22 protein-coding genes and 1 other RNA gene are annotated in these 19,034 nt (G+C 70.4%); 11 read left to right on the top strand and 12 right to left on the bottom strand.

The annotated features are described in order from the left end of the window. The first annotated feature begins 45 nt into the window (after positions 1 to 45). The 3 genes from secE (at position 46) to nusG (ending at position 1,325) form a co-directional block, all read left to right on the top strand. Complete coding sequence (secE, locus tag GY170_RS14325) at positions 46 to 246, top strand: preprotein translocase subunit SecE (protein ID WP_163894794.1); 201 nt, start codon at positions 46 to 48, stop codon at positions 244 to 246. Between the two features lie 4 nt (positions 247 to 250). Next, positions 251 to 664, top strand: a complete 414-nt coding sequence (locus GY170_RS14320; RefSeq protein ID WP_235937852.1) for a VOC family protein — start codon at positions 251 to 253, stop codon at positions 662 to 664. Positions 665 to 791: 127 nt separating this feature from the next. Beyond that, positions 792 to 1,325, top strand: coding sequence for a transcription termination/antitermination protein NusG (gene nusG / locus GY170_RS14315; RefSeq protein WP_163894792.1), 534 nt, complete (start codon positions 792 to 794; stop codon positions 1,323 to 1,325). Between the two features lie 422 nt (positions 1,326 to 1,747). Here nusG and GY170_RS14310 read toward each other — a convergent pair whose 3' ends face one another. Then, positions 1,748 to 2,521 (bottom strand): Stf0 family sulfotransferase, encoded by a 774-nt coding sequence (locus GY170_RS14310; protein ID WP_163894790.1) that lies wholly within the window; start codon positions 2,519 to 2,521, stop codon positions 1,748 to 1,750. 198 nt (positions 2,522 to 2,719) lie between these two features. Between GY170_RS14310 and rplK the strand changes: the two genes are divergently transcribed. Further along, complete coding sequence (rplK, locus tag GY170_RS14305) at positions 2,720 to 3,172, top strand: 50S ribosomal protein L11 (protein ID WP_163894788.1); 453 nt, start codon at positions 2,720 to 2,722, stop codon at positions 3,170 to 3,172. 3 nt (positions 3,173 to 3,175) lie between these two features. Further along, positions 3,176 to 3,874 carry a 50S ribosomal protein L1 gene (gene rplA / locus GY170_RS14300; protein ID WP_163894787.1) on the top strand — a complete coding sequence of 233 codons (699 nt, stop codon included), beginning with the start codon at positions 3,176 to 3,178 and terminating at the stop codon, positions 3,872 to 3,874. Positions 3,875 to 3,974: 100 nt separating this feature from the next. Here rplA and GY170_RS14295 read toward each other — a convergent pair whose 3' ends face one another. Both GY170_RS14295 and GY170_RS14290 read right to left on the bottom strand, forming a co-directional pair. Next, the gene (locus GY170_RS14295; protein WP_163894785.1) at positions 3,975 to 4,457 is read right to left on the bottom strand and encodes a GNAT family N-acetyltransferase; all 483 of its coding nucleotides are present in this window, start codon (positions 4,455 to 4,457) and stop codon (positions 3,975 to 3,977) included. Continuing rightward, the gene (locus GY170_RS14290; RefSeq protein ID WP_163894783.1) at positions 4,457 to 6,220 is read right to left on the bottom strand and encodes a DNA polymerase III subunit gamma/tau; all 1,764 of its coding nucleotides are present in this window, start codon (positions 6,218 to 6,220) and stop codon (positions 4,457 to 4,459) included. Before GY170_RS14290 ends, GY170_RS14295 begins: the two co-directional genes overlap by 1 nt. Before the next feature lie 61 nt (positions 6,221 to 6,281). Here GY170_RS14290 and GY170_RS14285 point away from each other — a divergent pair, with 61 nt between their 5' ends. Then, entirely contained in the window at positions 6,282 to 6,758 is a 477-nt protein-coding gene (locus GY170_RS14285; protein WP_163894780.1) for a phosphatase domain-containing putative toxin, read from the top strand. A 105-nt stretch (positions 6,759 to 6,863) separates the two neighbouring features. On the opposite strand, the gene rsgA is transcribed toward GY170_RS14285, so the two are convergent. The 8 genes from rsgA to GY170_RS14245 all read right to left on the bottom strand — a co-directional run bounded on the left by rsgA (position 6,864) and on the right by GY170_RS14245 (position 13,000). Then, on the bottom strand, positions 6,864 to 7,895 hold the full coding sequence (rsgA, locus tag GY170_RS14280) for a ribosome small subunit-dependent GTPase A (RefSeq protein ID WP_163894779.1): 1,032 nt from the start codon (positions 7,893 to 7,895) through the stop codon (positions 6,864 to 6,866). Positions 7,896 to 8,044: 149 nt separating this feature from the next. Further along, positions 8,045 to 8,143: signal recognition particle sRNA small type (gene ffs, locus GY170_RS14275), an RNA gene on the bottom strand. Positions 8,144 to 8,295: 152 nt separating this feature from the next. Then, the gene (trmD, locus tag GY170_RS14270) at positions 8,296 to 9,093 is read right to left on the bottom strand and encodes a tRNA (guanosine(37)-N1)-methyltransferase TrmD (protein ID WP_163894776.1); all 798 of its coding nucleotides are present in this window, start codon (positions 9,091 to 9,093) and stop codon (positions 8,296 to 8,298) included. Between the two features lie 342 nt (positions 9,094 to 9,435). Further along, positions 9,436 to 9,900, bottom strand: coding sequence for a ribonuclease HI (gene rnhA, locus GY170_RS14265; RefSeq protein ID WP_163894774.1), 465 nt, complete (start codon positions 9,898 to 9,900; stop codon positions 9,436 to 9,438). Next, positions 9,893 to 10,516: a class I SAM-dependent DNA methyltransferase gene (locus tag GY170_RS14260; protein WP_163894772.1), complete on the bottom strand. Its 624-nt coding sequence runs from the start codon at positions 10,514 to 10,516 to the stop codon at positions 9,893 to 9,895. Before GY170_RS14260 ends, rnhA begins: the two co-directional genes overlap by 8 nt. Next, complete coding sequence (locus GY170_RS14255; protein WP_163894770.1) at positions 10,513 to 11,115, bottom strand: LysE family translocator; 603 nt, start codon at positions 11,113 to 11,115, stop codon at positions 10,513 to 10,515. Before GY170_RS14255 ends, GY170_RS14260 begins: the two co-directional genes overlap by 4 nt. A gap of 12 nt (positions 11,116 to 11,127) precedes the next feature. Beyond that, entirely contained in the window at positions 11,128 to 12,078 is a 951-nt protein-coding gene (gene ispH, locus GY170_RS14250) for a 4-hydroxy-3-methylbut-2-enyl diphosphate reductase (RefSeq protein ID WP_163895388.1), read from the bottom strand. Positions 12,079 to 12,406: 328 nt separating this feature from the next. Next, positions 12,407 to 13,000: a LabA-like NYN domain-containing protein gene (locus GY170_RS14245; RefSeq protein ID WP_163894768.1), complete on the bottom strand. Its 594-nt coding sequence runs from the start codon at positions 12,998 to 13,000 to the stop codon at positions 12,407 to 12,409. Positions 13,001 to 13,087: 87 nt separating this feature from the next. On the opposite strand from GY170_RS14245, the gene folK reads away from it, so the two are divergent. The 5 genes from folK to GY170_RS14220 all read left to right on the top strand — a co-directional run bounded on the left by folK (position 13,088) and on the right by GY170_RS14220 (position 17,958). Next, positions 13,088 to 13,735, top strand: coding sequence for a 2-amino-4-hydroxy-6-hydroxymethyldihydropteridine diphosphokinase (folK, locus tag GY170_RS14240; protein WP_163894766.1), 648 nt, complete (start codon positions 13,088 to 13,090; stop codon positions 13,733 to 13,735). Between the two features lie 187 nt (positions 13,736 to 13,922). Beyond that, a complete protein-coding gene (gene rpoZ / locus GY170_RS14235) occupies positions 13,923 to 14,276 on the top strand; it encodes a DNA-directed RNA polymerase subunit omega (protein WP_163894764.1) in 354 nt (117 codons plus the stop codon). Positions 14,277 to 14,405: 129 nt separating this feature from the next. Further along, positions 14,406 to 16,544, top strand: a complete 2,139-nt coding sequence (locus tag GY170_RS14230; protein WP_235937851.1) for a RelA/SpoT family protein — start codon at positions 14,406 to 14,408, stop codon at positions 16,542 to 16,544. 44 nt (positions 16,545 to 16,588) lie between these two features. Then, the gene (locus tag GY170_RS14225) at positions 16,589 to 17,221 is read left to right on the top strand and encodes a DUF2062 domain-containing protein (RefSeq protein ID WP_163894760.1); all 633 of its coding nucleotides are present in this window, start codon (positions 16,589 to 16,591) and stop codon (positions 17,219 to 17,221) included. Then, positions 17,218 to 17,958 (top strand): pyridoxine 5'-phosphate synthase, encoded by a 741-nt coding sequence (locus GY170_RS14220; protein WP_163894758.1) that lies wholly within the window; start codon positions 17,218 to 17,220, stop codon positions 17,956 to 17,958. The genes GY170_RS14225 and GY170_RS14220 overlap by 4 nt, the downstream gene beginning before the upstream one ends. A 90-nt stretch (positions 17,959 to 18,048) precedes the next feature. Here GY170_RS14220 and GY170_RS14215 read toward each other — a convergent pair whose 3' ends face one another. Then, positions 18,049 to 18,957, bottom strand: a complete 909-nt coding sequence (locus GY170_RS14215) for a LysR substrate-binding domain-containing protein (protein WP_163894757.1) — start codon at positions 18,955 to 18,957, stop codon at positions 18,049 to 18,051. Between the last annotated feature and the right edge of the window lie 77 nt (positions 18,958 to 19,034).

Here is a 19,034-nt window from a genome sequence, read left to right as displayed (position 1 = left end):
GCTCGGGCAGCCGTTAGGTCGCCCGCTGCCGAGAGGGAGACGCCGATGGCCCGCACCAACCCCGTTCAGTTCATTCAGCAGACCCGCGCGGAGATCGCCAAGATCGTCTGGCCGACGCGCCGCGAGGTATTGCTGACCACGCTGATGGTGGTGCTGCTGGCCGGCCTCGCCGCCGCCTTCTTCAGCCTCGTGGACATCGTGATCCGCTTCGGGCTGACCGGCATCCTCAGCTATTTCGGCACCTGATCCCGTGACGGCCCCCGCGCTGCGCGTCGGGGTCGGCCGCCTGTTGCTCTATGTCCGCGACATCGCGGCCACGACGGACTTCTACGCAAGGCTCTTCGGCTACGAGGCGGTGACGCAAGCCCGGGACCGGATTGTCGAGTTGCGGCCCGCCGGCCCGGGACTGCCGCTTCTGCTGCATCCCGCCGCCAAGGGGCAGCGCAGCGGGCAGGCGCAGGTGAAGCTGGTCTTCGACGTGGAAGACGTGCCGGGCTTCGTGGCGGCGGCGGCGGAGCGCGGCATCCCGTTCGGCACGGTGCATGACGCGGGCGGCTACCTCTTCGCCAATGCCAGGGATCCGGCCGGCAATTCCGTCTCCGTCTCCGGCCGCGCCCATGCGGGGCAGGAGGCGGGCGGCGCGGCCGCAGCGCGGAAGGGTTGAATTCGCCGCGGCCCGGCAGTAAGAGGCCGGGCGATGGCGCGCGACGATAGAGTCCCGCGCCGCTTTTCTTTGTGGCCGGGCGCATCCGGCCTTTCGATGAACTAGAGCCGAAGGGCAGGTACGACAGATGGCGAAGCGCTGGTATTCGGTGAGCGTGCTCTCGAACTTCGAGAAGAAGATCGCCGAGCAGATTCGCGCCAAGGTGGAGGAACAGGATCTCGCCGAGCAGATCGACGAGGTACTGGTGCCGACCGAGGAGGTCATCGAGGTCCGCCGCGGCAAGAAGGTCTCGACGGAGCGGCGCTTCATGCCGGGCTACGTGCTCGTGCACATGGAAATGTCCGACGAGGGCTACCACCTGATCACCTCGATCAACCGGGTCACCGGCTTCCTCGGCCCGCAGGGCCGGCCGATGCCGATGCGCGACGCCGAGGTGCAGCAGATCCTCGGCCGAGTCGAAGAGGGCCAGGAGACGCCGCGCACCCTGATCCGCTTCGAGATCGGCGAGAAGGTGAAGGTCGCCGACGGGCCGTTCGAGGATTTCGACGGCACCGTGGAAGAGGTGGACGAGGACAACCAGCGCCTGAAGGTGACGGTCTCCATCTTTGGCCGCGCCACGCCGGTGGAGCTGGAATTCACACAGGTCAGCAAGCAGGGCTGAGCCGGGGCGGGCTGTCGCCCGTCCTGCGAGTCCGGCCCGGGCATGTCTGGCTTTCGTCGCTGGCGAGCCCCGCACATTTATCCCCACGTCCGAGCTGTTCCCCCGCCCGGTACGCGCCAAAGGCGCAGGGCGAGCGCCTGCCCGTCCCCAAGGGCTGGCGCTCTGTCTGAGCTTGGTGCCCCGCTCGGAGCCGGGAGGGGCGTGGCCGGCATAAAGCACTCCAGCGGCGCAGTTGCAGCGCCACCCCACGGGCAGGCGCTCGCCCTGCGCCTGCAAACGGAGCTGTGGGATGGCAGGCCGGGAAGGTGGGTTGAAAACCCACCCTACGATGCGCTTGTGCGTAGGGTGGGTTTGTAACCCACCTGTTTCCACAACGCGGTCACGTGGCCACCCACGGAAAGTCTGGTCCGCCGGCCCCGCGGTCAGGCCGAGCCCGCCGCCGCCAGCTCCGGCTCCTCCGCCCGGAAGCGCGCAGCCCAGCCCTTGTTCAGCGCATCGGCGATCCTGGCGACGCCCGGCTCCAGCCCGGAGGCAGCCGCCACCGGCTGGCCGAGCGCGGCGAGGATAAGGGCGACCTCGCCTTCGGGGTCGGCCGCCAGGGCTTCGTAGGTGAGGCTAAGGGGCGAGACGCCGGCCTTCGTGAACCACGCCTCCCATGCCGCCTCCTCTGCCAGCGCCGTCCGCACCCGCTCGGCTATGGCGGCGCCGTCGTAGACCGGCGGGCGGGGCGGGGAGAGCCGCTCGACTTCACTGCCATCGGGGGCCTTATGCCAGAGCCCCGTCTGCTCGGCGCGGATGTAGGAGATCGCCTGATCGAGCTTGCCACCCCGCCTCAGGTAGATCGGGACGAGCCTGCCGAGCACCGCCTCCATCGCCCCCATGTCTCCCTCTGCTTCAGGCGCGAGAGCGTGCATCTGCGCCAGGAAGAAGGGGAAGCTTTCGCGCTGAACACGCATCCCGAAGACCTCCGTCTCGCCCCGGCCGCGGGTGAGCGCGGCGGCCACCACGGCCCGGCTTGCGTCCAGCTCGCCCGGATAATCCTCCAGGGAGAGGTCGTAATCCTCGAGCCAGCCCTCAAGCGACGGCTCGTGGAAATGCGAGTTGGGGGACCCGGCGACCCCGGTGGCGGCAAGAAGACGACAGAGCAGCGTGCTGCCGCTCCGCGGCGTGGTGAAGATGATGTACCCTTTCGTCATGGCGGCATCTGAGGGGGCGAACCCCATTCAGGCAAGGGCAAACGCTTGCAATGCGGGGGCAGGGGGTGTAACCGCCGCCTCTGTCCCCCTCGGGGGGCACCAAGCGTGGGAGGCGAGGGCATCGCGATGTCCGGACCGGACCACCTCAACCGCAAGTCCGTCGGCGCGCCGGGGGGCTGTTGAAGAAGGAGATGGCCAATGGCCAAGAAAGTCATGGGGCAGCTGAAGCTCCAGGTGAAGGCGGGGCAAGCCAACCCCTCCCCGCCGGTCGGCCCCGCGCTCGGCCAGCGCGGGATCAACATCATGGAATTCTGCAAGGCGTTCAACGCGAAGACCGCCGAGTTCGAGCCGGGTGCGCCGATCCCCACCGTGATCACCTACTACCAGGACAAGTCCTTCACGATCGAGACGAAGTCGCCGCCGGCGGCCTTCCTCCTCAAGAAGGCGGCGGGCCTGAAGCCCGTTGGCAAGCGTAACCGTCCGAAGGGCTCGCCGGCCCCGGGGAAGGAAACCGTCGCCACCGTCACGATCGCCCAGGTGAAAGAAATCGCCGAAGCGAAGATGAAGGATCTGAACGCCACCTCCGTCGAAGGCGCCATGCAGACCGTGCTGGGCTCCGCCAGGTCGATGGGTATCGAGGTGAAGGGGTAAATCATGGCCAAGCTGGGAAAACGCACCCGCGCCGCGCGTGAGGCCGTGATCGGCAAGGAGAACCTCTCCGTCGCCGACGCCGTCGCGCTCATCAAGTCCAACGCCTCCGCCAAGTTCGACGAGACCATCGAGGTCGCGCTGAACCTCGGTGTCGATCCGCGCCACGCCGACCAGATGGTCCGCGGCACGGTGAACCTGCCGAACGGCACGGGCAAGACCGTCCGCGTCGCCGTCTTCGCGCGTGGCGACAAGGCCGAGGAGGCGAAAGCCGCCGGGGCCGACATCGTTGGCGCCGAGGACCTGATGGAGACCATCCAGGGCGGCACGATCGACTTCGATCGCTGCATCGCCACCCCGGACATGATGCCGATCGTCGGCCGTCTGGGTAAGGTCCTGGGCCCCCGCAACCTGATGCCGAACCCCAAGGTCGGCACGGTGACGATGGATGTCGCCGAGGCCATCAAGGCCGCCAAGGGCGGGCAGGTGCAGTTCAAGGCAGAGAAGGCCGGCGTCGTCCATGCCGGTGTCGGCAAGGCGAGCTTCGATGCCGACAAGCTCGAAGAGAACATCCGCGCCTTTGTCGAGGCGGTGAGCCGCGCCAAGCCGGCCGGGGCGAAGGGGACCTACATGAAGAAGGTCTCGCTCTCCTCCACCATGGGCGCCGGCGTCAGCGTCGACGTGAGCTCCGCCACCGGCAACTGAGCCGGGAGCAGCGGAAGAGATCGGATCGGCCGCCCCCCCCGGGCGGCCGATTTGCGTTTGGGGGTGGCCTCACCGGCCCTGGCGGGCCGTCTCGGGCGGCTCAGAGCGGGGCGACCCAGGTCTGCACGCGGCGGGCGAAGCCCATGGCGGCGAAGAGCGCGTGGGCGCCGTCATTGCCCTCGTAGGTGGTCAGCACGGCCTGGCTGCAGCCATGCTCGCGGCCGAAGGCCAGCGCCGCCTCGAAGAGGGCGCGGGCGGCGCCCTGCCGGCGGAGCGCCGGGGCGACGACGATTTCGTCGATCTTCAGGACCTTGCGCTCGTAGCTGAGGGCATTGCCTTCCAGCAGCTCGGCATGGCCGAAGATCAGCCCTTCGACCGGCTCGCCGAGGCCGAAGGCGAAGCTCTCCGGCCCCTCCAGCCCGCCGGTGACGAAGAGCTTGAAGGCGCGCGGCTCGACCTCCGCCTGCGGCTTGAAGCGGTCGGGGAAGCGCTCGGCATGCCAGGGCTGGATATGCGGCGAGAGGGCGACGGCAGCGTCGCCCGCCTCGTCGGCGGAGAGAGCGCGGGGCTGCAGCGGCGGCATCACTCTTCCTCGAACGGGTCCCACTCGTCCTCGACCTCGGCGAGGGCTTCGGCCTGGGCCTGCTCCTCGATCTCGGCCTGGCTGTGGATCTGGGTGATCTTGGCGGCGGGGAAGGCGGCGAGGACGCTCTGCACCAGCGGGTGCGCCTCGGCCGCCTCGCGTCGGGCGATCTCCGCCGCGTCGCGCTGCTCGGCGAGCGTCTCGCCGCCGGGTTCGTTGGTGATGACGACGGCCCAGCGGTTGCCGGTGTAGCTCTGCAGGCGCTGGCCGAGCTTCTGGGCGAGATCCGCCGGGGCGAGGGCCGAGGGCTCGAACTCGATGCGGCCGGGCCGGTAGGAGACCAGGCGGACGCCATTCTCCACGTCGATCAGCAGCTGCACGTCGCGGCGGGCGCGGATGAGCTCCACCACGTCCTCGAAGCGGGCGAAGCGCGCCAGCGCGCCTTCGTCGAGCTGCTGCGCTGTCTCGGCATTGCCGGCGCGGCCGCTGCCGCCCCCTCCGCCGCCGCGCGCCACCGCGTGGGACGGCGCGCGGGCGGAGGCGCCGCCGGGGGCGGGCGCCCGCGGCGCGGGGGACCCGAGACCGCCCGTGGGGGCGGGCGAGGATTGCAGCTTGCGGACGAGATCGTCGGGGCTTGGCAGGTCGGCGACATGCGTGAGGCGGATCACTGCCATCTCCGCCGCCATCATGGCGTTCGGCGCCGCCGCCACCTCCTCCAGCGCCTTGAGCAGCATCTGCCACATCCGCGCCAGCGCCCGCATGGGCAGGTGCTCCGCAAGCCCGCGCCCCCTGTCGCGCTCGCCGGGGGAGATCGTGGGGTCCTCCGCCGCCTCGGGCGTCACCTTGATGACGCTGAGCCAGTGCGTGATCTCGGCGAGGTCTCGCAGCACGGCAACCGGGTCGGCCCCACCGGCATATTGCTCGCCGATTTCCGTCAGCGCCGCCGCCGCCTCGCCCTTCATGATGAGTTCGAAGAGGTCCATCACCCGGCCACGGTCGGCCAGCCCCAGCATGGCGCGCACCTCGTCGGCGCCCGTCTCGCCCGCGCCATGGGCGATGGCCTGGTCGAGGAGCGATTCGGCGTCGCGGGCGGAGCCCTCGGCGGCGCGAGTGATGAGCGCCAGCGCCTCGTCGGTGATCCCGGCACCCTCGTTGTCGGCAATGCGGCGGAGGAGGGCGATCATCTCCTCCGGCTCGATCCGCCGCAGATCGAAGCGCTGGCAGCGCGACAGCACCGTCACTGGCACCTTGCGGATCTCGGTGGTGGCGAAGATGAACTTCACATGCGCCGGCGGCTCTTCCAGCGTCTTCAGGAGCGCGTTGAAGGCGGAGGTGCTGAGCATGTGCACCTCGTCGATGATGTAGACCTTGTAGCGCGCGCTGGCGGCCCGGTAGTGCACGCTGTCGATGATCTCGCGGATGTCGCCCACGCCGGTGCGGGAGGCGGCGTCCATCTCCATCACGTCGACATGGCGGCCTTCCATGATGGCGACGCAATGCTCGCAGACCCCGCAGGGCTCCGTCGTCGGCCCGCCGTTGCCATCCGGCCCGATGCAGTTGAGGCCCTTGGCGATGATGCGTGCGGTGGTCGTCTTCCCAGTGCCGCGGATGCCGGTCATGATGAAGGCCTGCGCGATGCGGTCTGCGGCGAAAGCGTTCTTCAGCGTGCGCACCATGGCGTCCTGGCCGACGAGGTCGGCGAAGGTCTCGGGCCGGTATTTCCGGGCCAGCACCTGGTAGGCGGGTTTGGTCTCGTCACTCATGTTTGGCGGATTCTCCAAGGCCGGGCTAGGCTAGGGCGCCAGTGCTGCGAGGTCCATGCCCATGCCCGAGTTCAACATCCATGCGCTGCCGCTTCTCGCCGGGCAGCTCGCCCTCTCGCCTCTGCCCGGCCGCACGCGCCACTACGCCGCCGATCTGCCCCGCCTGCTCGCCTGGCGCCCCGATCTGGTGATCACCCTCTGCGAGGCGCATGAGCTGGAGCGCAAGGGCGCGGGCACGCTGGGAGAGGATCTGGCGGCGGCAGGCATCTCCTGGCGCCACTTCCCCATCCGCGATTTCACCGCGCCGGCGGAGGATGCGGGCTGGCGGGCGCTCTCGGGCGAGGCGCTGGCGATCCTGCAGGGCGGCGGCAAGGTGCTCGTCCATTGCTTCGGCGGCTGCGGCCGCTCCGGCATGGCGGCCCTGCGCCTGATGATCGAGGCGGGCGAGCCGGCCGAGGCCGCGCTCCCACGCCTGCGCGCCGTCCGCCCCTGCGCGGTTGAGACGGCCAGCCAGATGACGTGGGCCGAGGCCACCTGAGGCGCCCGCCCCCTCTCGCCCTTTTCGAAATACTCCGGGGTCCGGGACAGCGCCCCGGGTCTCTCCACCCCGAACTGCCGCCCGAACCCCGGCGCGCCCGTCCCCTCACTCCTCCTCCCAGCCAGCCTCCTTCGCCTCCCGCCGTGCATTCCCGTGCGCCGTTGTCTTCCCGAATCGGCGGAACCGCGCCCGCGCCTCGGCGATGCTCTCCGAGTTGTGCCTGTCCTCCCGGCGGAGCTTCTGCCAGCGGGCCAGCCGCTCTGCGTCCAGCTCGCCCGCATCGACGGCGGCCTTGACGGCGCAGCCCGGCTCGCTCTCGTGCCGGCAGTCGGAGAAGCGGCAGCCCGCGGCGAGGTCGGAGACGTCGGAGAAGACGACGTCGATTCCCTCCGAGGCGCCCTCCATCCCCAGCTCGCGCATGCCGGGCGTGTCGATGATCCATCCGCCGAAGCGTGTCTGGCGGAGCGAGCGGAAGGTGGTGTGGTGGCGGCCCCTGTCGTCGCCGCGCAGGCCCCCTGTGCGCTCCGAGAGGCCGGAGAGCGCGTTGAGCAGCGTCGTCTTGCCGGTGCCGGAGGAGCCGACGAGCGCGAGCGTCATGCCGGGGCGGAGCCATGGCTCCAGCTTCGCGGCCTCCTCGGTGTCGCGCGCATCGAGGGCGAGGGCGGTGACGAGGGGGGAGAGGCGCTCGGCCTGGCGGAGGAAGGCGGCCGGATCCTCCGTCAGATCGGCCTTGGTGAGCAGGATCAGCGGCAGGCAGCCGGAGGCCTCGGCCATGGCGAGGTAACGCTCCAGCCGGGGGACGGAGAAATCGGCATTGCAGGAGGTGACAATGCCGAGCGTACCGACATTGGCGGCGATGAGCTGACGCTCCGCCGCCGCGGTGCCGGCGGACCGGCGGGCGATCTCCGTCTCCGGCACGAGGCGCTCGGTGGGCCGGGTGCCATCATGGAGGATGAAGTCCCCCACGGCGAAGGCGAGGCCGGCGCCCTTCGGTGTCAGGTCGAGCGGGCCCTCGGGGGAAAGCGCCTCGAGGCGGCCGCGGTGGATGGCAGAGATTCGCGCGGCACGGGGAGACTCCCCGGCCTGGCGGGTGAAATGGTCCGACCAGCCAAGGTCGGCGAGGTTAAGCTGGGTCAATGGACTTGGGTCCCGAAGATCATGTGGCTCATACGCCCCGGGTCGGGGCGCGGCGCAGCATCGGGTGCCCGGCTGGCTGACGCGTCAGGCAGGCGCCCGGAGGAGGGGGATGAGCACAGTCATGAAACGACCCTCCTTCACGGGCGAAAAGGTGAGAGGCTGGACAACGACCCAAGCGGGGCTCGTTACGGCTGCTTCCTTCCGGACCTGACCGGGTTGGCGAGGCGCCTGCCCGCGCCAACCTCTCAAGGCCGCATATAGGGCCAACGCAGCGCCGGTGCAACCGTGGTGCGGCGGGGCCGGCGGCGCGCGCCGGGAGCTTCGCTGCCTCCGGCGGAGGTATTTGGGGCCAGATGAAACCCGGGACCGCTTGCCGGGGCAGGCGGCTCGGGGCCCGCGCTCACTCCTCCGGCAGGCCCTTCGCGCGGGCATAGGCGGCCCAGAGGTCGGGGCGGCGGGCGCGGGTGACGGCCTCGGCCTGCTTCTGCCGCCACTCGGCGATGCGGCCATGGTGACCGGAGAGGAGGACCTCGGGGATCGGCCGGTCCTGCCACTCGGCGGGCTTGGTGTACTGCGGGTGTTCGAGGAGGCCAGCGGAGAAGCTCTCCTCCTCCGCCGAGGCGGCATTGCCGAGGATGCCGGGGCGCAGGCGCAGGGCGGCGTCGATCATCGCCTGTGCGGCGAGGTCGCCGCCGGTGAGGACGAAGTCGCCGAGGGAGACCTCGATGAGGCCGTAATGCTCGATCGCCCGCTCGTCGACGCCCTCGAACCGGCCGCAGACGAAGATCGCGCCGGGGCCGGCGGCGAGGCGGGCCGCGAAGGCTTGGTCAAAGCGCTGGCCGCGCGGGGAGAGCAGGAGCATTGGCAGGGGGTGTCGCGGATCCGCCGCCGTCTCGATGGCGCGCCCGAGGATGTCGGCGCGCAGCACCATGCCGGCGCCGCCGCCGGCGGGGGTGTCGTCGACATTGCGGTGCCGGCCCTCCCCATGCTCGCGCAGATCATGGGTACGCAGCTGCCACTTGCCGTCGCTCAGCGCCCGGCCGGTGAGGCTGGCGCCCAGCACGCCGGGCCAGGCCTCGGGCAGAAGGGTGATCACCTCCGCCCGCCAGGCATGGGCGAGGGTCTCGTCGGCCATGAGGTCGGCGGGCTTGAGCGAGGCGCGGATGGACTTGCGGCCAAGGGAGCGGGGCTGAGTCATGGCCGCGTCTTTAGGAGATCGGCGGGGAGGGGAGAAGGGGGTGCTTGCGGGGCAGGGGCGCTGGAGTCTTGCACTGCCGTTGCAGGCGCAGGGCGAGCGCCCGCCCGTGGGGTGGCGCTGCGACGGTGCCGCAGGTGGTCTTTATGCCGGCAAAGGTTATCCCTGCGCCGAGCGGGGTACCAAGCTTCACCAGAGCGCCACCCCGTGGGGACGGGCAGGCGCTCGCCCTGCGCCTTTGGCGCGGACCGGGCGGGGGAATAGCTCACGCCCGGGGGTGATGGGGGCGGCGCCTGCGGAGGCGCGGGACATGTTCAGAGGGGGAAGGTGGGTTGGAAACCCACCCTACGCCTTTTTCCTGGCCTTGTAGGGGGCCATGGCGTGCCGGGCGAGCTCGTCGGCGCGCTCGTTCTCCGGGTGGCCGGCGTGGCCCTTCACCCATTCCCACGTCACCTCGTGGCGGGCCGCGGCGGCGTCGAGGCGCTGCCAGAGCTCGGCGTTCTTGACGTCCTTCTTCGCGGCGGTCTTCCAGCCGTTGCGCTTCCAGCCGTGGATCCACTTGGTCAGCCCGTCCTTCACGTAGCTGCTGTCCGTCACCAGCGTGATCTTCGTCGCCCGCCCCAGCGCCTCCAGCGCCGAGATGGCGGCCATCAGCTCCATCCGGTTGTTCGTCGTCCCCGGCTCGCCGCCGCTCAGCTCGCGGCGCTTGACCTCCTGCCCGCCCTCGCGGGCAATGAGCAGCGCGCCCCAGCCGCCGGGGCCGGGATTGCCGGAGCAGGCACCGTCCGTGTAGGCGAAATAGTCAGCCATGCGGCTCTCCCTTGTCTGCGAGGAAGACGATCCAGCCGATCGCATCCCCCGCCGTGCTGTGCCCTTGCCCCTCGTGGGAGGAGCGCTCCCGCAGGCCCGCCGCTGCGAGCATCTGCCGCAGCTCCACCGGGGCGTGGTAGCTGTAGTGCCGGCCAAGCCGGTCGCGGCGGTCTCCTTCGCCCGTCATCATGCCCAGATGCAAGAGCCCGCGCGGCCGCAGCGCCTTCGCGATGGCCATGAGGTGCCCCGGCAGGGCGGAGCGGGGCGCGTGGAGGAGCGAGAAGTTCGCCCAGATGCCGTCGTAAGCCTCCGTCTCGTCCAGCTCGGCGAAACTCGCCTGCCGGAACGTCGCGTCGGGGGCGGCGGCGCGCGCCTCGGCGAGCAGCCCGGCGGAGGCGTCGAGCCCGGTGACGGCGAAGCCGCGGGCGGTCAGCGCGGCGGTGCAGGCGCCGCTGCCGCAGCCGAGGTCGAGCACGTCGGCGCCGGGCGGCAGATGCTCTGCGAAGGCGGCGAGGTGGCGCGTGGGCAGATCGGCGGCGCGGAGGGCGGCGTAATCGGCGCTGTGGCTGTCGTACCAGGCGATGGTGCCGGCATCGGCACCTACCTCGTCGGTCACGCCCGCTCCAGCGCCAGCTTCAGCCCAAGGCCCGCGAAGCTCGCCGCGAAGGCGCGGCGCATCCACGCCATCGCCCGCTCGGAGCCGAGGATCAGGTGCCGGCCCGAGGCGGCGAGCGCGGCGTAGAGGACAAAGGTGGCGAAGGTCACCGCCGAGAAGGCGAGGCCCAGCTCCGCCACCTCGGCCAGCGCCGCCTCGGGCGAGAGGAACTGCGGCAGGAAGGCGAGGAAGAACAGGGGCAGCTTGGGGTTGAGGATGTTCAGCACGATCCCCCGCCAGACGAGCCGCCCCGCCGGCTGCGCCTCTGCCGCGCGGATGGAGAGCGCGCCCGTCTCGCGCAGCACGCCCCACGCCATCCAGAGGAGGTAGGCGACACCGGCGAACTTCAGCGCCTGGAAGAGCAGGGCGGAGGAGTGGAGGATCGCCGCCAGCCCCAGCGCCGCGACGCCCAGATGCACCACCGTCGCCAGCGTGCAGCCGACGGCGGCCCAGACGCCGGCGCGGACACCGCCGCCGAGCGCTGTGCCGAGCGTGTAGATGACGCCGATGCCCGGAGTCAGGCAGATGACGAAGGCCGTCAGCAGAAATTCCGGGCCCATCGGCGCCCTCCCTCAGGCGGGCTCGCGCAGGACGCGCGGCACCTTGAATTCCACGTGCTCCTCGGCCGTGACGACCTGGTTCACGGTGACATCGTAGCGGCCCCGGAAGGCATCGACCACCTCGTTGATCAGCACCTCGGGCGCCGAGGCGCCGGCGGTGATGCCGATGGAGCGGATGCCCTCCAGCGCCCGCCAGTCGATATCCGCCGCCCGCTGGACGAGCTGCGCGTAGCGGCAGCCGGCCTTGCTGGCGACCTCCACCAGCCGCTTGGAGTTGGAGGAATTCGGCGCTCCGACCACGAGCAGCGCGTCGCAATCGGGCGCCATCGCCTTGACGGCCGCCTGCCGGTTGGTCGTCGCGTAGCAGATGTCTTCCTTGTGCGGCCCGATGATGGCCGGGAAGCGGGCGCGGAGGGCGGCAACGATATCCGCCGTGTCGTCGATGGAGAGCGTCGTCTGGGTGACGAAGGCGAGGCGCCCGGGGTCGCGCACCTCGACCTGGGCGACATCCTCCGGCGTCTCCACCAGCAGCACCTCGCCGGGGGGGAGCTGGCCCATGGTGCCGATCGTCTCCGGGTGACCGGCGTGACCGATCATGATCATCTGCAGGCCGTTCTCGGCGTGGCGGGCGGCCTCGATATGCACCTTGCTGACCAGCGGGCAGGTGGCATCGACATAGACCATCTGCCGCTCTGCCGCCGCGGCGGGGACGGCCTTGGGCACGCCGTGGGCGGAGAAGATGACCGGTCGGTCGGTCGGGCATTCCTCCAGCACTTCGACGAAGACGGCGCCCTTGGCGCGCAGGTCGTCCACCACGTACTTGTTGTGGACGATCTCGTGGCGCACGTAGACGGGGGCGCCCCATTTCTCCAGCGCCATCTCGACGATCTTGATGGCGCGGTCGACGCCGGCGCAGAAGCCACGCGGCGCGGCGAGGTGCAAGGTGAGGGCAGGGCGGGTCATGTGCCAGAGGTAGGCGATGCAGCCGGCGCCGTCGAGACCCAGGTGGCGCTGCAATTGCGCCCCCGGGGGGCGCCGGCGTAGCACTCTTGCGTGAGGTCGCCGACGCGAGCGCCAAGGAAGAGGGCGGCGAGGCCGAGGTCGCTTATGGTGAAAATGGTAGCCCTCTGGCCGGGGCGACCGTAGGCCGGGGCTTCAGCCAGGCACCGGGGGCCTTGGAGAGCGCGCCCCGGCCATGCCGGAACGCATCAATGGTGGAATGCCAGGGCAGTCGCGGCACGAGCGGGGTGAGTCCCGCCGGTGCCGCGCCCTTCCCTCGGGCGTGCGGGCGTTATTCGCCCGGCACCGTCTCTTCGTCGTCGCGGTGGACGCGGGGATCACGGGCCTCGCGCGGTTCGCGGGGCGGGCGGCCTATGGCGTCTTTCAGGTCATCGAGGTCGATGAAGTTGTCGGCCTGCCGGCGCAGCTCGTCGGCCACCATCGGCGGCGAGGAGCGGATGGTGGAGACGACGGAGACCCGCACGCCCTTGCGCTGCAGCGCCTCGACCAGCGGGCGGAAGTCGCCGTCGCCGGAGAAGAGCACGATGTGATCGACATGCGGCGCCAGCTCCATGGCATCGACCGAGAGCTCGATGTCCATGTTGCCCTTCACCTTCCGGCGACCCTGGCTGTCAGTGTACTCCTTGGCCGGTTTCGTCACCATCGTGAAGCCGTTGTAATGCAGCCAGTCCACGAGGGGTCGGATCGGGGAGTACTCGTCGTTCTCCAGCAGCGCCGTGTAGTAGAAGGCACGCAAGAGCTTGCCCCGGCGCATGAACTCCTGTCGCAGGAGCTTGTAATCAATGTCGAACCCGAGTGACTTCGCAGCGGCGTAAAGGTTCGATCCATCGATGAAGAGCGCCAAGCGCTCGTCACGATAAAACATCAAATGTCCTTTCAATCGTCGCCCGCCGTGTGAGTGTTGTGAGTGAGTGCGTGGCGGGGGGACACGCTAATTTAGGGGAATCGTGACATGCCGCAAGCGCAACGACAAGTCACAGGGCGCCATCTGGTGTTGGTTGCCCTCGGGGCCAACCTCGACGGGGCGTCACTCGGCGGGGCGGCGGCTCGTGACGTCGCGTTGCAAGGCGCGGCGGAGGCCGTGGGCGCGGCTGCCGGCGCCCCGGTGCGGATGAGTCGCATCTATCGCTCCCCCGCCTTCCCGCCCGGATCGGGCCCCGATTACGCCAACGCGGTGCTCTCCGTCGCCTGGGAGGCGCCGCCGGAGGAAATCCTGGCCCAGCTGCATGAGATAGAGGCCGCGCACGGCCGGGAGCGGCAGGCGCGCTGGGCGGCACGGACGCTGGATCTCGATCTGATCGCTGCCGGGCCGGGCGGCGGAGAGGTCCGTCCTGACCGGGAGACATGGGCGCAGTGGCAGGGCCTGCCGCTGGAGCGCCAGCGCGTGGAGGCGCCGCAGGAGCTGATCCTGCCGCATCCGCGCCTCGCCGACCGGGCCTTCGTGCTGGTGCCGATGGCCGAGGTCGCTCCGGGCTGGCGGCACCCGGTCACCGGGCGGAGCGTCGAGGAGATGCTCGCCGCCCTGCCGCCCGGGGAGGTCGCCGCGCTGAGCCCCTGGCAGGATGAGCCCGCCCGGGGCGGCGCGCGCACCGACGGGTGACGCCGCGCGGGGCCACGGCCCTTGCCATTCGTCCTCCCCCGTCGTAAGGACGGGCTTTCGATGCGGGGCCGCGTGCGGCGCCGTCGCGGCCGTGCGGGCCTTTCCGCGCCCCCGCGAGGCAGCCCGCCGCCCCGCCGACCTCTGCGCCGCCCGGCAAGGCGCCGCGACCCGAGAACAAGGATCATCCATGGCCCGCGTGACCGTCGAAGACTGCGTTGACAAGGTTCCGAACCGCTTCGAGCTCGTGATGCTCGCCGCGCACCGCGCCCGCGAGATCACCGCTGGCGGCCCCCCCACCGTGCCGCGCGACAACGACAAGAACCCCGTCGTCGCCCTCCGCGAGATCGCGGAAGAGACGCAAGGCGCCGAGGATCTGCGCGAGCGCATGATCGAATCGCACCAGACCCAGATCGAGGTCGACACGCCCGAGGAAGACTCGATGGCCCGCCTGATGGAGGCCGAGGTCGACAAGCCGGCGCGTGACGACATGAACGAAGAGCGTCTGCTTCGCGAGCTGATGGAAGTGCAGCGGCAACGCTGATCGAAAGGCCGGAACATCATGGCGTCTGAAGGGGGCAGTCCCGGAATCAAGGCGCCGGCCCCCTCTGCCAGAGAGCCGGCCCGCCGCCGGCCTGCCCGGTCCCCACGCGCCTCCAAGCCCTCCGACCCCGTGGATGCGGCTGGCGAGGCGCTCTTCGCTGCCGTTCGCGCCTACAACCCCAAGACGGATGAGGCGCGGCTGCGCGCCGCCTTCGCCTTCGGGCGGGAGATGCACGAGGGCCAGACCCGCCGCTCGGGGGAGCCCTACTTCACCCATCCCGTCGCCGTCGCCTCCATCCTCGCCGAGCAGCGGCTGGACGATTCGACGCTGATCACCGCGCTCCTCCACGACACGATCGAGGACACCAAGGCCAGCTTCGCCGAGATCGAGAAGCGGTTCGGGCGCGAGGTGGCCGAGCTGGTCGACGGCGTCACCAAGCTGACCAACCTGCAGCTCTCCTCCACGCATACCCAGCAGGCCGAGAACTTCCGCAAGCTCTTCATGGCCACCAGCCGCGACCTGCGGGTGACACTGGTGAAGCTCGCCGACCGGCTCCACAACATGCGCACCATCGGATCGATGTCGCCCGAGAAGCAGCAGCAGAAGGCGCGGGAGACGATGGACATCTTCGCCCCGCTCGCCGGCCGCATGGGCATGCAGTGGATGCGCGAGGAGCTGGAGGATCTGGCCTTCAAGGTGATCAACCCCAAGGCCCGCACCTCCATCATCCGCCACTTCGCCCGGCTGCGGCGCGAGAGCGGCGACGTGATCAAGCGCATCACCGCCGACATGCGCAAGGAGCTGAAGGAGGCGGGCATCCCGGCGGAGGTCACGGGCCGCGCCAAGATGCCCTACTCGATCTGGCGCAAGATGCAGGAGAAGGATCAGGGCTTCTCCCGCCTCTCCGACATCTACGGCTTCCGCGCCATCACCGAGAACGAGGCCGATTGCTACCGCGCTCTCGGCGCCATCCACCAGCGGTGGAAGTCCGTGCCCGGGCGGTTCAAGGATTACATCAGCCAGCCCAAGTCCAATGGCTACCGCTCGATCCACACCACCGTCTCGGGCCGCGACGGCAAGCGGGTGGAGGTGCAGATCCGCACCCGGCAGATGCACGAGGTCGCCGAGGCCGGCGTCGCCGCCCACTGGTCTTACCGCGATGGCGTGCGGGCCGAGAACCCCTTCGCCGTCGATCCCGTCCGCTGGATTTCCACCCTCACCGCGCGCATCGACGACGAGGAGGATCACGACGCGTTCCTCGAGGCCGTGAAGCTGGAGATGTACCAGGACCAGGTGTTCTGCTTCACGCCGAAGGGCGAGGTCATCAAGCTGCCGCGCGATGCCACGCCCATCGACTTCGCCTATGCCATCCACACCCGCATCGGCCATGCCTGCGTCGGCGCCAAGGTCGACGGCATGCGGGTGCCGCTCTGGACGCGCCTCAAGAACGGTCAGGCGGTGGAGATCATCACCGCCGAGGGGCAGACGCCGCAGGCCACCTGGGTCGACATCGCCGTCACCGGCCGCGCCAAGACGGCGATCCGCCGGGCGCTGAAGGAGGTCGACCGCGAGCGCTTCATCCGCCTCGGGCAGGAGCTGGTGCGCGTTGCCTTCGAGAACCACCGCCGCAAGGCGACCGACAAAGCGCTGCGCACTGCCGCCAAGGCGCTGGCCATCGACAGCGTCGATGAGCTGCTCGCCCGCGTCGGCGCCAACGAGCTCTCCGCCCGGCAGGTCGTGCGGCTGATCTACCCCGATCTCACCCCGGCGACGGGCGACGAGATCGACGGCCACCGCGCCGTTGTCGGCCTCGCGCCCGACCAGCCGCATACCCGCGCCCCCTGCTGCAAGCCGGTGCCCGGCGAGCGGATCGTCGGCATCACGTGGCGGGGGCGGGGCGTCGTCGTCCACGCCATCGACTGCGCGTCCTTGGTGGAGTTCGAGGAGCAGCCCGACCGCTGGCTCGACCTGCGCTGGCAGGAGGGGCAGCACAAGCCGATCCACGATGTCACGCTCGATGTCACCATCGTCAACGATGCCGGTACCCTCGGGCGCCTGTGCACATTGATTGCCGAGCAATCCGCCAATATCTCCAACCTGGAGTTCAAGGATCGCAAGCCGGATTACTACCGCCTGCTCGTCGACGTGGAGCTGCGGGACGCGGAGCATCTGCACCGCGTGATGACGGCGCTGGAGGCGGAGAGCGATGTGGCGGCGCTGCGCCGCCATCGGGACCCGTCCCGGGCCGGCGAGGCACTCAAGGGGTAGCGCCGGTTAAGGCGCATGTGGCTTAACGGCAGGGCACGGGACGGATGGTCTTCAAGCGCCGCGACAGACGCCCCTGGTACAGGGCGCTGACCGAAACGCTCTGGCCGCGCGGCGGCTGGCGGCGGGCGTTCGAGTATGTCGCGCTGCGGCTGCGCCGGCTGCCGGACACGCCCGAGAAGATCTCCCGCGGGATCTTCGCCGGTGTCCTCGCCTCCTGGACGCCGTTCTTCGGGGTCCATTTCCTCATCGCTGCCGGGCTGGCCCTCGCGATGCGTGGCAACGTCATCGCGGCGCTGCTCGGCACCTTCTTCGGCAACCCCCTGACCTATCTCCCCATTGCCATCATCTCGCTGCAGTCGGGGCACTTCCTCCTCGGCTCGCGCCTGAGGCCGCAGGTGCACGAGAGCCTCTTCGGCAAGTTCACCGGCGCCGGGCGGGACCTTTTGCACAACATCGGCACGCTCTTCACGCCGGAGCAGGCCGACTGGAGCCGCCTCGCGCTCTTCTGGCACGACGTCTTCCTGCCCTACCTGATCGGCGGGATCATTCCGGGGCTCATTGCATCCGCGGTGGTCTATATGCTTTGCCTGCCGGTGATCCGCGCCTACCAGAACCGGCGCAAGAAGATCCTGAAGGAGCGCCTGGGCCAGCTCGGCAAGGCGAAGGGGGTGCGATGACGAAGCTGCGGCTCGGCGTGAATATCGACCATGTGGCGACGGTGCGGAATGCGAGGGGCTCGGCCTATCCCGACCCTGTGCGCGCCGCGAAGCTGGCGGAAGAGGCGGGGGCCGACGGCATCACCGCCCACCTGCGCGAGGACCGGCGCCATATCTCCGACGCCGATATCGACGCGCTGATGGAGGCGTTGACGGCGCCGCTCAACCTCGAAATGGCGGCGACGCAGGAGATGCAGGCCATCGCGCTGCGCCACCGGCCGCACGCCGTGTGCCTCGTGCCCGAGAAGCGCGAGGAGCGGACGACGGAGGGCGGCCTCGACGTGGCGCGCGAGGAGAACCGGCTGGCGCATTTCATCGCCCCCCTCGCCGATGCCGGCGCCCGCGTCTCGCTCTTCATCGGCGCCGACGCGCGGCAAGTGGAGGCGGCCGCCCGCATCGGCGCGGCGGTGGTGGAGCTGCACACCGGCGCCTATTGCGACCTGCACCACGAGGGACGTCTCGCCGAGCGCGACGACGAACTGGCACGCCTGCGCGAGATGGCGGCGCTCGCCGAGTCGCTGGATCTGGAGGTCCATGCCGGGCACGGGCTGACCTACGAGACGGTGGCCCCCGTCGCCGCCATCCCCGAGGTGGCGGAGCTGAACATCGGCCATTTCCTGATCGGCGAGGCGCTCTTCCGCGGGCTTGGCCCGGCGATCGAGGAGATGCGGCGGCTGATGGACGAGGCCCGGGCGTGACGGCTATTCAGCGGAGCGCCTGCGGCGCACAGCTTTAGGTAAGGGTGGGGGCGCGGCCCCCACACCCCCGGAGTATTTGCAAAAGGGCGATCAGGGGCGGAGGGGCGAGGTGCGGCCGAGGCCGGCGGCGGCCACCTCCTCCTTCAGCCATGTGGTGAAGGCACGCATCGGCCGGGTCGGGCGGGCGTCGGCGGCGGTGACGAGCCAGTAGTGGTTCTGCGTCGCGTGGCGGCCGGGGAAGGGGGCGACGAGGCGCCCCATGGCGATGGCGTCGGCGGCGAGCGTCTCGAAGGAGAGGAAGACGCCTTCGCCGGAGATCGCCGCATCGAGGCAGAGCATCGAGTCGCTGAAGAGGGGGCCGTCGCCGGGCGTGACGTCCGGGTGCCCCTCGGGGCCGAGCCAGTGCTGCCAGCCGAAATTGGGGCCCGTCTCGCGGATGACGGGCACGCGGGCGAGGTCGGCATGGGTGGTCAGGCGCGTGGCGAGGCCCGGCGCGCAGACGGGGAAGATGACCTGCGGCCAGAGCTTCTCGACCGTCACGCCGCTATACCCGCCGGGGCCGTTGCGGATGCAGATGTCGGCCTCGCCGCTGGTCGGATCGATGAGGCCGAGGCTGGCATCGAGGCGGATACGGGTGTCCGGGTGGCGGGCGCGGAAGCGGGGGAGCCGCCAGATCAGCCAGCGGGCTGCGAAGACCGGGGCGACGGAGACGGTGAGCGCGTCGTCGGTCCGGGCCGCGCGGGCGACGGCGGCGGAGAGCTCGGCGAAGCCGCGCTGCAGCTGGGCCGTGACGGGCGCGCCGCGGGCAGTTGGAACCATGCCGGAGGGGCGACGCTCGAAGAGCGTCAGCCCGAGGATCTTTTCCGCCCGGATCACCTGCTGGCTGATGGCGCCAGGTGTGACGCCAAGGTCTGCCGCCGCCGCGGCGAGGCTGCCCAGGCGGGCCACCGCCTCGACGGCGCGGAGCGATTGGAGGGGCAGGCGGTTCAGCGGGTTCATGTAGCCAGGCTATACCCCTCTCCACCGATGCGGCAATGACCGGTGGGGGCGGGCCATGAGAGAAGAGGGCATGTTCC

The sequence above is a fragment of the Pseudoroseicyclus tamaricis genome (genome assembly GCF_012070395.1).
Classification (GTDB): Bacteria; Pseudomonadota; Alphaproteobacteria; order Rhodobacterales; family Rhodobacteraceae; genus Pseudoroseicyclus_A; species Pseudoroseicyclus_A tamaricis.
This window is presented reverse-complemented; position numbering and strand designations above follow the sequence as displayed.

Excerpts from the sequence above, each read along its gene's own strand:
- secE (WP_163894794.1), top strand. The coding sequence starts at position 46 with ATGGCCCGCACCAACCCCGTTCAGTTCATTCAGCAGACCCGCGCGGAG.
- nusG (WP_163894792.1), top strand. The coding sequence starts at position 792 with ATGGCGAAGCGCTGGTATTCGGTGAGCGTGCTCTCGAACTTCGAGAAG.
- GY170_RS14310 (WP_163894790.1), bottom strand. The coding sequence starts at position 2,521 with ATGACGAAAGGGTACATCATCTTCACCACGCCGCGGAGCGGCAGCACG.
- rplK (WP_163894788.1), top strand. The coding sequence starts at position 2,720 with ATGGCCAAGAAAGTCATGGGGCAGCTGAAGCTCCAGGTGAAGGCGGGG.
- rplA (WP_163894787.1), top strand. The coding sequence starts at position 3,176 with ATGGCCAAGCTGGGAAAACGCACCCGCGCCGCGCGTGAGGCCGTGATC.
- GY170_RS14295 (WP_163894785.1), bottom strand. The coding sequence starts at position 4,457 with ATGCCGCCGCTGCAGCCCCGCGCTCTCTCCGCCGACGAGGCGGGCGAC.
- GY170_RS14290 (WP_163894783.1), bottom strand. The coding sequence starts at position 6,220 with ATGAGTGACGAGACCAAACCCGCCTACCAGGTGCTGGCCCGGAAATAC.
- GY170_RS14285 (WP_163894780.1), top strand. The coding sequence starts at position 6,282 with ATGCCCGAGTTCAACATCCATGCGCTGCCGCTTCTCGCCGGGCAGCTC.
- trmD (WP_163894776.1), bottom strand. The coding sequence starts at position 9,093 with ATGACTCAGCCCCGCTCCCTTGGCCGCAAGTCCATCCGCGCCTCGCTC.
- rnhA (WP_163894774.1), bottom strand. The coding sequence starts at position 9,900 with ATGGCTGACTATTTCGCCTACACGGACGGTGCCTGCTCCGGCAATCCC.
- GY170_RS14255 (WP_163894770.1), bottom strand. The coding sequence starts at position 11,115 with ATGGGCCCGGAATTTCTGCTGACGGCCTTCGTCATCTGCCTGACTCCG.
- ispH (WP_163895388.1), bottom strand. The coding sequence starts at position 12,078 with ATGACCCGCCCTGCCCTCACCTTGCACCTCGCCGCGCCGCGTGGCTTC.
- GY170_RS14245 (WP_163894768.1), bottom strand. The coding sequence starts at position 13,000 with ATGTTTTATCGTGACGAGCGCTTGGCGCTCTTCATCGATGGATCGAAC.
- folK (WP_163894766.1), top strand. The coding sequence starts at position 13,088 with ATGCCGCAAGCGCAACGACAAGTCACAGGGCGCCATCTGGTGTTGGTT.
- rpoZ (WP_163894764.1), top strand. The coding sequence starts at position 13,923 with ATGGCCCGCGTGACCGTCGAAGACTGCGTTGACAAGGTTCCGAACCGC.
- GY170_RS14225 (WP_163894760.1), top strand. The coding sequence starts at position 16,589 with ATGGTCTTCAAGCGCCGCGACAGACGCCCCTGGTACAGGGCGCTGACC.
- GY170_RS14220 (WP_163894758.1), top strand. The coding sequence starts at position 17,218 with ATGACGAAGCTGCGGCTCGGCGTGAATATCGACCATGTGGCGACGGTG.
- GY170_RS14215 (WP_163894757.1), bottom strand. The coding sequence starts at position 18,957 with ATGAACCCGCTGAACCGCCTGCCCCTCCAATCGCTCCGCGCCGTCGAG.